The 12,723-nt window shown below is 72.5% G+C and carries 9 protein-coding genes; 2 read left to right on the forward strand and 7 right to left on the reverse strand.

Annotated elements, in window-relative coordinates; all coding sequences use genetic code 11:
• Positions 1 to 15: 15 nt before the first annotated feature.
• Positions 16 to 2,970 carry a GNAT family N-acetyltransferase gene (locus DTB53_RS34580; protein ID WP_075025253.1) on the reverse strand — a complete coding sequence of 985 codons (2,955 nt, stop codon included), beginning with the start codon at positions 2,968 to 2,970 and terminating at the stop codon, positions 16 to 18.
• A gap of 126 nt (positions 2,971 to 3,096) precedes the next feature.
• Here DTB53_RS34580 and DTB53_RS34585 point away from each other — a divergent pair, with 126 nt between their 5' ends.
• Positions 3,097 to 3,825 carry a siderophore-interacting protein gene (locus tag DTB53_RS34585; protein ID WP_003968429.1) on the forward strand — a complete coding sequence of 243 codons (729 nt, stop codon included), beginning with the start codon at positions 3,097 to 3,099 and terminating at the stop codon, positions 3,823 to 3,825.
• A 26-nt stretch (positions 3,826 to 3,851) separates the two neighbouring features.
• On the opposite strand, the gene DTB53_RS34590 is transcribed toward DTB53_RS34585, so the two are convergent.
• The 6 genes from DTB53_RS34590 to DTB53_RS34615 all read right to left on the reverse strand — a co-directional run bounded on the left by DTB53_RS34590 (position 3,852) and on the right by DTB53_RS34615 (position 12,053).
• The gene (locus tag DTB53_RS34590; protein WP_012380444.1) at positions 3,852 to 5,435 is read right to left on the reverse strand and encodes an APC family permease; all 1,584 of its coding nucleotides are present in this window, start codon (positions 5,433 to 5,435) and stop codon (positions 3,852 to 3,854) included.
• Between the two features lie 227 nt (positions 5,436 to 5,662).
• Positions 5,663 to 7,126 (reverse strand): aldehyde dehydrogenase family protein, encoded by a 1,464-nt coding sequence (locus tag DTB53_RS34595; RefSeq protein WP_012380443.1) that lies wholly within the window; start codon positions 7,124 to 7,126, stop codon positions 5,663 to 5,665.
• Entirely contained in the window at positions 7,123 to 8,862 is a 1,740-nt protein-coding gene (locus tag DTB53_RS34600) for an N-acyl-D-amino-acid deacylase family protein (protein WP_003968426.1), read from the reverse strand. The genes DTB53_RS34595 and DTB53_RS34600 overlap by 4 nt, the downstream gene beginning before the upstream one ends.
• A 220-nt stretch (positions 8,863 to 9,082) precedes the next feature.
• Positions 9,083 to 10,201, reverse strand: a complete 1,119-nt coding sequence (locus tag DTB53_RS34605; protein ID WP_042496916.1) for an LLM class flavin-dependent oxidoreductase — start codon at positions 10,199 to 10,201, stop codon at positions 9,083 to 9,085.
• 110 nt (positions 10,202 to 10,311) lie between these two features.
• Positions 10,312 to 11,097, reverse strand: coding sequence for an SDR family NAD(P)-dependent oxidoreductase (locus DTB53_RS34610; RefSeq protein ID WP_042496913.1), 786 nt, complete (start codon positions 11,095 to 11,097; stop codon positions 10,312 to 10,314).
• Between the two features lie 11 nt (positions 11,098 to 11,108).
• Positions 11,109 to 12,053 (reverse strand): LLM class F420-dependent oxidoreductase, encoded by a 945-nt coding sequence (locus DTB53_RS34615; RefSeq protein WP_012380440.1) that lies wholly within the window; start codon positions 12,051 to 12,053, stop codon positions 11,109 to 11,111.
• 228 nt (positions 12,054 to 12,281) lie between these two features.
• On the opposite strand from DTB53_RS34615, the gene DTB53_RS34620 reads away from it, so the two are divergent.
• The gene (locus DTB53_RS34620) at positions 12,282 to 12,686 is read left to right on the forward strand and encodes a VOC family protein (RefSeq protein ID WP_012380439.1); all 405 of its coding nucleotides are present in this window, start codon (positions 12,282 to 12,284) and stop codon (positions 12,684 to 12,686) included.
• Positions 12,687 to 12,723: the final 37 nt, after the last annotated feature.

A 12,723-nucleotide genomic window follows, 5' to 3' on the forward strand; every position in this document is an offset into this window, starting at 1 on the left:
CGCGAGCGGCTTCCGTCACGCCAGTCCCAGCGCCGCCCGCGTCAGGAACGCGAGCCGGGCCGTCTTCTCCGGCTTCCGGATCTCCGGTCCCAGCTCGAACCCGATCCGGACCATGCGGGCGATGGCCTTCTCGTTGCGGGCGTCCGGCTCCACGACGACCCGCAGGTGGGCCGGGTCGCTGAAGACGTGGGCGATGAACGCGGTGAGCAGGGCGTCCGTGTACCCCTTCACCGCCCCCTCGCCCTCGGCGGGCGCGATCAGCAGGTGGACGCCGAAGTCCCCGGGCTGCACGTCGTAGCACTCGCCGACCGGGTCGGCGTCCGGCTCGTACGTCTGGAAGAGGGCTGCCGGGACCCCGTCGCGCAGGGCGAGGTAGGCGTGGTGCGTGGGGAGCGAGTCGACGAACGCGTAGATCTCGCGGACCTGTTCACGGGTGTGGTCGGCCATGCCCCAGAAGCGGGCCCGTTCCTCGGTGACCCAGCCGTGCAGCAGCCCGGCGTCGGCCGCCGGGTCGACCGGGACGAGACGGACGGTGCCGAAGCCCTCGATCTTCTGCTCGTGGACGGCCGGGCGCAGGGCGGGCGCGACGGACTCGGGGGCTGCGGTCATGGCGGGGGTCTCCTCGGGGTGGTGCGACGTGCGGTGGGGCGTCGTGCGGTGCAGCAGGTTCCAGTCCGTGACGACCGGGGCGAGCTCGCCCCGTGCCCACAGGGGCGTCTGGTCGCGGTGGTGGGGGGATCCGGGGACCCCGGACGCGCCGAACGGGACGGCCCACCGGCTGTCCTCACGGCGGGCCAGGTCCCAGACGTACCGGGCGGCCGGGCCGCGGGCGAACAGGTCGGTGACGCCGGGGACGCCGGAGGTGGACAGCACGCAGTCGTGGTCGCCGGCGACCCCCGGCCGGATCGCCTGATCGTCCGAGCCGTCGGTCGCGAGGTCCGGCAGCGCCTGCCAGGGGGAGAGCCGGTGCAGCTCGCCCCACGGGGCGGGCGGGGTCTCCTCGGCCGCCGCGGCGACGGCCTCGGCCGAGGCCGCGACGAGCGCCAACCGGTCCGCGTACGGCAGGAGTCCGACGGTCAGCAGGCTCTCCAGGGCGTAGCCGATCCGGGGGACGGCGGCGAGCCAGGGGCGGAAGAGTGCGGGGTAGGCGGTCGAGCGCCAGGGGTCGTCCGCGCCGGTGACGCCCTTCAGCGCGGGGTGGGCGGCCAGCCGGTGGACGACGTCGGTGCGCAGGCGGGCGTAGAGGGTCGCGTCGGTGCTGTCGGCGTCCATGTGGCGGTCCCAGCGCAGCAGCCGGTCCCGGAGGCGTTCGGCGGCGGGGCCGAGGCCGGGGGCCCAGGCGAGCAGGGACAGCAGCGGGCGGGAGGAGGCGAGGCGGGTGTCGGTGTGGACGGCGGCCTGGGCGTCGGGGGTCCAGCCGGTGTCCGCGCCGAGCAGTTCCCGTATCCGGCGGGCCCGGTGCGCGGGTGCGAACTCGACGCCGAGCGGGGCGGCGAGGCCCCGCTCGTTGGCCATCACCGCGATCCCGCCGGGGCCGTCGACCTCGGTACGGGGCAGGGGGACGGTCTCGCCCTCGCGCCAGGCGTACGCCGGATCCTCGGCCGGAACGACCCGCAGCCGGTTGGCGTACGGGCGCACCGGGACGTGTCCGGCGACCCGGTGCAGGGTGGCCCCGGCGGTGTCGGCGGCCAGGACCACGTTGACGGGTTCGACCCAGCGGTCGAGGGCGGTGTCGACGTCGGCGACCGTACGGGCCCGGAGCAGCGCGGGCAGTACGTCGAAGCCGAGATCGCCGGTGACGCGGGGCGGGTGGCGGAGGCTGACGAAGATGCCGTCGGCCGCCTCGTCCCCGGCCCCGTCGGCCGCCTCCTCCCCGGTCCCGGGGTCGCCGCCGATGATCACCGGCCCCCGGTCCGTCTCGATCACCTCGACCCGTTCCGGCTCCGCCCCCGCCACCTCGATCGTCTCGGTGTGGGCGTGGGCCCGGTACCAGCCGTCCGGGCCGAGCGCCTCCACCGAGCCGTCCGGGGTGCGGCGCAACCGCTCCCGGTAGAGGTCCTGGTAGTCGGCCATGGCGTTGGTGATCGCCCAGGCGACGTGGCCGGCGTGCCCGAAGTGGGCGATGCCGGGGACGCCGGGGACCGCGAGGCCGACGACGTCGAACTCGGGGCACGCGAGCCGGATCTGCTGGTAGACGCCGGGGGCCTCGATGAAGCGGTGCGGGTCGCCCGCGAGGAGCGGGGCGCCGGTGGCGGTGCGGGCGCCGGTGAGCAGCCAGCCGTTGCTGCCGGCCGTGCCGGGCCCGTCCGTCGCGAACAGGGTCATCCGCTCCTCGCCGAGCCGGCGGGCCACCTCTTCGCGCCAGAGTTTGGTCGGGAACCCCGCGAACAGGATGTGGGTGGAGAGCCAGACGCCGAGCGGGGTCCAGGGCTCCCAGCGGCCCGGGGCGAGGCCCACCGCGGCGAACTCGGGTGCGTGGGCCGCCCCTTCGGCGAGACCGCTGTTGACTCCGTCGACGTACGCCCGCACCCAGGCGGCCGTCCCGGGCGCGAGCCGGTCGAAGCAGCGGCGGGCGGTGTCGGCGAGCCGGGCCCGCCGGACGAACCGGTCCCAGTCGACGGCTTCCGGGCCGAGGACGGAGGCGCTGGTACCGAGCAACCGGTGGCGCTCGGTCTCCAGTTGCCAGGCCCGGTCGAGGGCGGTGACGTGCCCCTGGGCGCGGGCCAGCGCGAGGGCGTCGGCGGCCCGCAGGTGGGGTATCCCCCAGTCGTCGCGGAACACCTCGAAGTCCCCGAACCCTTCGCAGCCCTCGAAGGGTTCGAAGGGTTCGAAGGGTTCGAAGTCCCCGCGGGCCTCGGATTCCCCGCAGTCCCCGGACTCTTCGCGGGGCGCTCGCGCGTCGCCCCGGAGCGCCTCGGAACCGCCGTGCGCGCCCGCGCCCGGTCTCTCGCTGTCGACGTCGGTCGTCATCGTTTCGCCCATCCCCTGCATCCGGTGGTTTTCAGCCACTCCCCAGCCCCCGGAATTTAGGTTAGCCTAACCTAAAGTGACCTTTTGGGCAGAGGGCCGGGACACCGGGGCGAGGCAGGAGACACCGTGGGGCATGGCTGGGAAGGCGTCGTTCTCAAACTGTTCAGGGGGCGTGACTTCACGTTCACGGTGACCGGCACGGAACAGGTCACCGACCGCTTCCGCCGGGTGTACGTGACCGACGGCGGCCTGCTCGCCGCGACGGGCGGGGCGCACCCGACGATGTGGGTGCGGCTGTGGTTCGAGAAGGACGGCAAACCGCACCAGCGTGCCTACACCCTGGTCGACCCCGACCCGGAGACGGGCACCTTCGGTCTGGAATTCGCCCTGCACGACGGCCCCGCCTGCGACTGGGCGAGGACCGTCGAGATCGGCGCGACGATCGACGCGACGCTCCAGGGCACCGGCTTCACCCTGCCCGAACCGGCGCCCGCGCGGCTGTTCGTGATCGGGGACGCGGCGGCGCTTCCGGCGATCAACTCCCTGCTGGACGCGGTCCCGTCGGCCCGGGCGACGATCTGGTTCGAGACCGCGCACGAGGAGGACCGGAAACTGCCGTTCCGCCTCGACGAGGCCCGCCACACCCTGCACCACGTGGAGCGCCGCGAGGCGGGGGCCCACCTCGTCTCCGAGGTGCGGGCGGCCCTGCCGGAACTGCTGGGCGACGACCGCTCGGACGCCTACGTCTGGGTCGCCTGCGACACGGCGACCACCCGGACCCTGTCGGCCTACCTCCGCAAGGAGCTGGGCCTGCCCAAGGACCGGGTGAACGCGCTGGGTTACTGGCGGCCGTAGCCGTCGGGACCGCGGTACCGGAGACCTCAGTCCTCGACCACGAGGGCCGGGGTCTCCTTCGTCAGGACCTCGCCCCGGAAGAACGCCGGGCTGCGGCGCTCCATCGCGACCATCAGCACGACGCCGAGGAGCAGCAGCCCCACCCCGATGACGAAGACCGAGCCGACGCCGAACACCGAGGATCCGGAACCGTAGGCCGGGTCCCACATGTCGTAGAGCGTCTTGGCGAAGACGGCGGCGAGCAGCACGCCGCCGAGCAGCGGGAAGAGTCCCTTGAAGACCAGGTCCCGGGCGGAGCGGGTCAGTTCGGCGCGGAAGTACCAGGCGCAGGCGAAGGCGGTCAGCGCGTAGTAGAAGCAGATCATCAGACCGAGCGCGTAGATGGTGTCGACCAGGACGTGCTCGCTGACCAGGGTCATCACGGTGTAGAAGACGCCGGTGCCGATGCCCGCCGTGATCGTCGCCCGGCCGGGGGTCCTGAAGCGGGGGTGGACCTTGGCGTACGAGGCCGGCATCGCCTCGTACGCGGACATCGCGAGCACCGTGCGGGCGACCGGGATGAACGTGGTCTGGAGGCTGGCGGCGGCCGAGGCGAGGACCGCGAGGAACAGCAGGACGCCGAGGCCGGGGCCCATGACCGGTCCGGCGAGGGCGGCGAAGACGTTGTCGGAGGTGTCCGGGTTGGCGAGGCCGAGCCCCGAGGCGCCGGAGCCGACGGCCATCTGCGCGGCGATGCCGGTGGCGAGGTAGGAGCCGACCAGGACGACCATCGCGATGAGGGCCGCGCGGCCGGGGGTCTTCTCGCTGCCGGTGGTCTCCTCGTTGGCGGTCAGACAGGCGTCCCAGCCCCAGAACATGAAGATCGAGAGGGACAGCCCGGCGGTGAAGGCCGCGAAGGACTGGACGGCGAAGGGGTTCAGCCAGGACCAGGAGAAGTCGAGCGAGGAGGCGAAGTCCGGGCCGCCGCTGCCCGCCTTGCTCAGCGCCATCGTCACGAACACGGCGAGGACGACCAACTGGAGCCCGACCAGGGCGTACTGGATGCCCTTGGTGGCGGTCATGCCCCGGTAGCTGATCGCGGTGGCGACGGCGATGAGGACCAGGCAGGTCAGGATGTGGACCGGCTTGCTGTCGTCCAGGGCGGCGACCGAAGCGCTGCCGGTGATCTCGCCCGCGAGCAGCCAGAAGTACGAGGTGGCGACGCCCGCCAGGTTGGACAGCACGATGATCGTCGCGATGACGAGACCCCAGCCGCACATCCAGCCGACGCGCGGCCCGAAGGCCTTCACCGTCCAGGTGAACGAGGTGCCGCAGTCCGGCACGGCCCGGTTCAGCTCGCGGTAGGCGAAGGCCACGAGCAGCATCGGCAGGAACCCGGCCAGGAAGACGGCGGGCATCTGCACGCCGACCTCTCCGGCGGTGGAGCCGAGGGTGGAGGTCAGGCAGTAGACGGGCGCGACGGTGGAGACACCGATGACGGCGCTGCCCATGAGGCCGACGGAGTTCCCGCCGAGGCCCTTGCCGCGCACGCCGCCGCCCGTGCCACCGTCGGCCGGGGCGCTTCCCCGTACCGTGTCTCCGGCCCGTGGCCGCGCGTCCAGCTGACTCATGAGGAGGACGCTATGCGCTGCGATATCCACATCCGGAGCGTGAGACTCCAGCGTCTCACCCTTGGATATATCAGCCAACTCCCCAGAAATGCTTCATCAATTCAAGGTCACATCCACATGAAGCCTTGTAATACATGCCACTCAGCCGGGCGCGACGACGTACGGTAATCGCAGCGCTGTCCGTTTTGCACTGATTCAAAATTTTCCCGCGGCCCGTGGAGGCGTCTTCAGCCGGGCCAGACGATCGCCTGCGTCTCGCTGTAGGCGTGCAGCGCGTACGAGCCCACGTCCCGCCCCACCCCGCTCCTCTTGAACCCGCCGAACGGGGCCTCCATGTTCCGCCCGACCGTGTTCACGCCGACCCCGCCCGCGCGCAACCGCCGGGCGACGCGGAAGGCGCGGGCGACGTCCCCGGACCAGACGTAGTCGATGAGGCCGTAGTCGCTGTCGTTGGCGAGCGCGACGCCCTCCTCCTCGTCGTCGAAGGGGACGACCACCACGACCGGCCCGAAGATCTCCTCGCGGACCACCCGCATCTGCGGGGTGCAGTCGGCCAGCAGCGTGGGCGCCACGTAGAAGCCCCGGTCCAGATGGCCGGGCCGGACGCCGCCCGTGACGACCCGCGCGCCCTCCTTTCGGCCCTGTGCCACGTACGCCTCGACGCGGTCGCGGTGGGCGGCGGAGATGACCGGGCCGACGACGGTGGCCCGGTCCGAGGGGTCGCCGACGGCGAGGGAGGCGGCGTACGCGGCCAGCGAGCCGATCAGCTCGTCCTGCCGGGACCGGTGGACCAGGACGCGGGTCGGAGCCGTACAGATCTGTCCGCTGTAGAAGGAGAACGTGGTCCCGATGCCCGCGACCGCGGAGTCCAGATCGGCGTCCTCGAGGACCAGCGCGGCGCCCTTCCCGCCCAGCTCCATCAGCTGCCGCTTCATCCCGCGCCCGCACACCTCCGCGATGCGCTGCCCCACGGCGGTGGACCCCGTGAAGCTGACCATGTCGACGTCGGGCGAGTCCACGGCCGCCTCCCCCGCCTCCACGCCCGACCCGGTGACGACGTTCACCACCCCCGGCGGAACGCCCGCCTCCGCGAGAGCGGCGGCCATCCGGTAGACGGAGAGCGGATCCTGCGGGGCGGGCTTCACCACGACCGTGTTGCCCATCGCGAGCGCGGGCGCGATCTTGCCCGCCGGGTTGGCCCAGGGGTTGTTGTAGGAGGTGACGCAGGTGACCACGCCGACCGGATGGCGGACGGCCAGCGCCCCGAAGACCCCGGCCCGCCCCATCGGCCCGGCCTCGTTGATCTGCGGCGCGATGGCCTCCTCGGCGGGCTCCAGGGCGCCGCGCGCGTACCGCCGGAACCGGGCGATACCCACCCCGACCTGCATCCCCCGGGCGGTGGAGGCGGTGGCTCCGCTCTCCGCGCGGGCGACGTCGGTGTGGGCGAGGAAGTCCCGCTGGACGAGGTCGGCGGCCCGGTCGAGGATCGCGGCACGCTCCTCCGGCCGGGTCCGCGACCAGGCCGGGAAGGCCGCTCTCGCCGCCGCTGCCGCCTCGTACACCTGGGCGCGGCTCGCCTCGGGGGCGAGGCCGACGACCTCCTCGGTGGCGGGGTCGACCACCTCGTAGTGCCCGGCGGCGGGCTGGACCCACTCGCCGCCGATGAACAGCCGCTCGGTCGGGTGGCTCACGCCGTGCTCACCGTCCGGGTGTCGCGGCCCGAGCGCAGCACCGTCCCCGGCACGGCCCCCGTCACCTTGTCGTCGCGCAGGGTCTCGACCCCGTTGACGCGTACGGAGACGATCCCGATCGCCCTGGAGTCCAGGCGGGGGCTGTCCCCGGGCAGGTCGTGGACCAGGGTGGCGGGCCCGGCGTCGATCCGTTCGGGGTCGAAGAGGACGAGGTCGGCGTGGAAGCCCTCCTCGATCCGGCCGCGTTCCCGCAGCCCGAAGAGGCGGGCGGGGTCGTCGGTGAGCATCTTCACGGCGGCGGTCAGGGGGACGAGCCTCCGCCCGCGCAGACAGTCGCCGAGGAAGCGGGTGGTGTACGGGGCTCCGCACATCCGGTCCAGGTGCGCGCCCGCGTCGGAGCCGCCGAGCATGACGTCCTCGTGCTCCCAGGTCCGCTGCCGCAGCGCCCAGGAGGCCGGGTCGTTGTCGGTGGGCATCGGCCACAGGACCGTGCGCAGGTCGTCGGCGGCGCAGATCTCCACCAGGCAGTGGAAGGCGTCCTGGCCGCGTTCGGCGGCGATGTCGTCGACGACCCGGCCGCTGAGCCCTTCGTTGGCGGCGCTGTAGGTGTCCCCGATGACGTACCGGCCGAAGTTCGCGAGCCGGCGGAAGACCCCGGCCTCCTTGCTGTCGGCGCGGCGCAGCATCTCGGCGCGGGTGGCGGGGTCCCGGAGCCGTTCGACGCGCTCGGGGACGGGAAGGGCGAGGATCTCGCCCCACCCGGGGATGAGGTTGAGGGCGCAGAAGGTGCCGAGCGACATGTTCATCGGGGTGAGGATCGGCATGGTGAGGGCGACGATCCGCCCGCCGGCGCGGCGGGCGCGTTCGCTGGGGATCAACTGGCGCGGTACGCGTTCGGGTACGGCGGCGTCGATGGTGAGGACGTTCCAGTTGAGCGGGCGTCCGGCGGCGGCGGTCATGTCGACGAAGAGGTCGATCTCCTCGTCGGAGAACTGGTCCAGGCACCCGGCGACGATCGCCTCCAGTTGCGTCCCCTCGTGCTCGCCGACCGCGCGGGACAGCGCGAGCAGTTCCTCGGGCCGGGCGTGCCGGGAGGCGACGGGCTCGCCGTCGCCGTCGGAGTGGGTGGAGGACTGGGTGGTGGAGAGCCCCCAGGCCCCGGCGTCCATCGCGTCGTGGAACAGGGCGAGCATGGCGTCCAGTTGCTCCGGTGTCGGCTGCCCGCCGACGGCGTCCGGCCCCATGACGTGCCGCCGCAGGGCGCAGTGCCCGACCATGAACCCGGCGTTGACGGCGATGCGCCCTTCGAGGGCGTCGAGGTACTCGCGGAAGGTGGACCAGGTCCAGTCGACGCCTTCCTCCAGCGCGGCGAGCGCCATGCCCTCGACCCGGGACATCATCCGCCGGGTGTAGTCGGCGTCCTCGGGCCGGTCGGGGTGGAGCGGGGCGAGGGTGAACCCGCAGTTGCCGCCCGCGACGGTGGTGACGCCGTGGTTCATGGAGGGGGTGGCGTAGGGGTCCCAGAACAGCTGGGCGTCGTAGTGGGTGTGCGGGTCGACGAAGCCCGGGGCGAGGACGAGACCGTCGGCGTCCTCGCTGGTGACGGCCTCTTCGGTGAGGGTCCCCGGTTCGGCGACGACGGCGATCCGGCCGTCGCGGATGCCGACGTCGGCGGTGCGGGCGGGGCCGCCGGTGCCGTCCACGACGGTCGCGCGGCGGATGAGGTGGTCGAGCATGACGGTTCCCTTCTGGGGTTCCTTGCTTCGGCCCGGCTGGGACAGCCGGGGTACGCACGCTCGGGCCGCGGTACGTACCCCGGCTCACAGGGCGGCGGTCCGGGAAGACGCCGCCCGGCTCACCGGCGGGGGCTGCGCCCCGACCTGGCCCGGGGCCTGTCGTCACACTGCCGTCGTCGCCCGAAGGGCCACCCGGCAGCCGGCAGCTCGATGACAGGCCCTAGGCGGCCCGCATCCGCGAGGTCCGGTGCACCGGGTCCGTGTCGATCCGCGGGATCACGTGCTCCCCGATCAGCCGGATCGTGTTCATCGTGTCCTCGGGGCTGATCCCGATCGGCAGGCCGAAGCTCAGCTGGTCGGCCCCCGCCCGATCCCACCGCCGGCACTGCTTCAGCACCTCGTCCGGATCACCGCAGATCATCAGCTCCTCGGCGATCAGCAGCTCGACGATCTCCTCGGTGTACTCCGGAAGAAGCTCCGGCCACTCCGGAATCCCCTCCGGCCGCGGAAACGTGTCGTGGTAGCGGAACAGCAGCGACTGGAGGTAGTTGAGCCCTCCGCCCACCGCGATCTCCACCGCCTTCGCGTGCGTCTCGGCACAGATGGCGGTGGACGTCACCATCACGTTGTCGTTGACGAACGCTCCGACCGGCTCCGCGTCCTTGACCGCGTTCTTGTAGGACTCGACGACCCACTCCATGTCGGAGACCTTCTGCACGCTGAAGCCCAGCACGCCGAGCCCCTTCTTGCCCGCCATGGCGTACGAGGACGGCGATCCGGCCGCGTACCACATGGCCGGGTGGGCCTTCCCGTACGGCTTCGGAAGGATCTTGCGCGGCGGCAGCGACCAGTGCTTGCCCTGGAAGCCGGCGTACTCGTCCTGGAGCCACATCTTGGGGAACTCGGCGATCGTCTCCTCCCACAGCTCCTTCGTGTGGTTCATGTCGGTGATGCCCGGCATGAACCCGAGGATCTCGTGGCTGCCCGCCCCCCGCCCGGTGCCGAACTCGAACCGCCCCCCGGAGAGGTGGTCGAGCATCGCGACCTTCTCGGCGACCTTCACCGGGTGGTTGACGGGCGCGAGCGGGTTGAAGATGCCGGAGCCGAGGTGGATGTGCTCGGTGGCGTGCGCGAGATAGCCGAGGTAGACGTCGTTGGCGGAGAGGTGCGAGTACTCCTCCAGGAAGTGGTGCTCGGAGGCCCAGGCGTACTTGAAGCCGGACTTGTCCGCCTGGATGACGTACTCGGTCTCCTCGATCAGCGCCTTGTGCTCTGCCTCGGGGTCCACCTTGGCACGCGCGGCGGGCACGTACCCCTGGACAAAGAGCCCGAATTCCACGGAGGTTCACCGTCCTCAAGTCTTCCTGACGACTTATCTGACGACCCGTCAGATTGCGATGCGACCGACTGTTCCACCACCACCGCGACCCGTCAATAGCTGACGCTTCGTCAGAACGGGCTGACCCCGGCCAGCCACCCCCCGTCCACGACGAACGGCTGCCCGGTGATGTACGAGGAGTCGGGGCCGGTGAGGAACAGCACCAGCGCGGCGACCTCCTCGGGCCGGCCGATCCGGCCCATCGGCACGAGCTTGCGGTAGTACGCGTCCAGGGCCGCGCTCGACGTCGACAGATCGGCCTCCGCGTCCAGCAGGGCCGGATTGCTCATCGCGGTGTCGACGGCCCCCGGGCATACGGCGTTGACCCGGATCCCCTTCCCGGCCAGCTCCATGGCGGCGACCCTGGTCAGCCCCAGCACCGCGTGCTTGGTCGCGGCGTACGCGCCCACCAGGGGCATGCCGGTCAGGCCGGTGTACGAGGACGTGTTCACGATCGTCCCGCCGCCCGCGGCCTCGATCTCGGGCGCGACGGCGCGCATCCCGAGGAACGCGCCCGTCATGTTGACCCGCACCACCTGCTCGAACTCGTCCAGCGGGGTGTTGACCAGCTCGTTGAAGCGCAGGATGCCGGCGTTGTTGACCAGTCCGTCGATCTTGCCGAAGGCGTCCTTGGCCACGGCGACGGCGGCGCCCCAGTCCTCCTCGCTCCCGACGTCCAGCCGCACGAACCGGGCGACCGACTCCCCCAGCTCCTCGGCCAGCGACTCCCCCTGCTCGACCAGCACATCGGCGACGACGACCCGCGCCCCCTCCTCGACGAAGATCCGCGCCTCCTGCTCGCCCTGCCCGCGCGCCGCCCCGGTGACCAGGACGACCCGCCCGTCCAGCTTGCCCATGCCCGTCTCCTTCACGTGCCGAGGTGGGGGGCCACGTCCGTGCCGAACGCCGCCATCTGATCGGTCAGTTCGTCCACGCTCCGGCTGCGGAAGCGGACCTGGATCTGGTGCACGCCGATCGCCGCGTACTCCCGCAGCGACTCGGCGAGCGCTTCCGGCTTCCCGCTGAGCGTGCGCCGCCCCACGGACCACCCGGGCTCACCCACGTACAGCGGCTCGGTGATCGCACCGACGACGATGCGCTCCTCGATCCCCACCTCCTCCCGCAGGGCGTGCACCCGGGCGATCTGGGCGGGCAGCCGGTCCCGGGCATCGCCCTGCGGCAGCCACCCGTCCCCGCGCACGGCGGCCCGGCGGGTGGCGGCGGGCGAGGAGCCGCCCACCCAGATCGGCACCCGCTCCTGGACCGGCCGGGGCAACTGCCCGAGCCCGCCGAACGAGAACCGCTCCCCCGCGAACTCCGGGTACTCCTCCGGCCCGAGCGCGGCCCGCAGCGCGTCGATCGACTCGTCCAGCACCCGCCCGCGCCCGTCGAAGTCCGCCCCGACCGCCTCGAACTCCTCCCGCACGTGCCCGGCCCCGACCCCGAGGATCAGCCGCCCGCCACTGAGGTGGTCGAGGGTGGCGTACTGCTTGGCGGTGACGAGCGGATGGCGCAGCCCGACGACGGCGACATGGCTCATGAGCAGAACGCGCTCGGTGACCCCGGCGAGAAAGGCGAGCGTGGCGACCGGGTCGTACCAGACGGTGCTCATGCCCTCCGCCAGCCGACGCGGGATCGCGACGTGGTCGCAGCCGGCGACGTAGGCGAACCCGCAGCGATCGGCGGCGCGGGCGACGCGGACGAGATCGGCGGGGGTCGCCGCCGCCTCCCAGGGTTCCGCGTAGATGGCGCTCTGCGACTGGACCGGCAGCTGCATCCCGTACGCCGGCGGCCCATCGGGCGATATCGGCACGGCGGCCTCCTTCCCCTCCGGCCCGGAACGGTCCCGCCCCGGGCGACGGCCGCCATCGTCATACCTGACGGACCATCAGACAAGGGGTGGGGGGACATCCGGGTGCGCCGGCGCCGGACACCGATGAGTTTCGCGGCCGGCCGCGGTCACCCCTACGCGAGAGAACGGCACGACCGGCGCGGCCACCCGGCACGCGGCGACACATGATCACCAGAGCGGGGAACAGCCATGACAGCCTCCACCGACGACAGCACCGGCACCACGGACGCCGCGGGCATCACCGGCCTCGGGGTCGTCCTCGGCAGCACGGACTCCGACGCCCTGATCGCCTGGTACCGGGCGGCGCTGGAGCCCCTGGGCGCCCACTGGGCGGAGCACCTCCTGGTCATCGGCCCGGGCGCGATCATCGGATTCGACGAACGGGACGACGTGGCGGACCAGGCCGCCGAACCGGGCCGCCAGCTGATCAACCTCACCGTGCGCGACATCCGGGCGGCGGAGAGGCACCTGAACGCGCTGGGGGTGACCTGGGTGCGCCCGGTCGAGGAGGTCGGGGGCGGCTGGTACTTCTCGACGATCGTGGACCCGGTGGGCAACTACCTCCAGATCCTCCAGGGCCCGGGCGCACCCTGACGCCCCGATGCCGGGCGGCCCCTTGGGTCGCCGGTGC

The sequence above is a fragment of the Streptomyces griseus genome (assembly GCF_900460065.1).
Taxonomy (GTDB): Bacteria; Actinomycetota; Actinomycetes; order Streptomycetales; family Streptomycetaceae; genus Streptomyces; species Streptomyces griseus.

Excerpts from the sequence above, each read along its gene's own strand:
- DTB53_RS34610 (WP_042496913.1), bottom strand. The coding sequence starts at position 11,097 with ATGGGCAAGCTGGACGGGCGGGTCGTCCTGGTCACCGGGGCGGCGCGC.
- DTB53_RS34590 (WP_012380444.1), bottom strand. The coding sequence starts at position 5,435 with ATGAGTCAGCTGGACGCGCGGCCACGGGCCGGAGACACGGTACGGGGA.
- DTB53_RS34620 (WP_012380439.1), top strand. The coding sequence starts at position 12,282 with ATGACAGCCTCCACCGACGACAGCACCGGCACCACGGACGCCGCGGGC.
- DTB53_RS34580 (WP_075025253.1), bottom strand. The coding sequence starts at position 2,970 with ATGACGACCGACGTCGACAGCGAGAGACCGGGCGCGGGCGCGCACGGC.
- DTB53_RS34600 (WP_003968426.1), bottom strand. The coding sequence starts at position 8,862 with ATGCTCGACCACCTCATCCGCCGCGCGACCGTCGTGGACGGCACCGGC.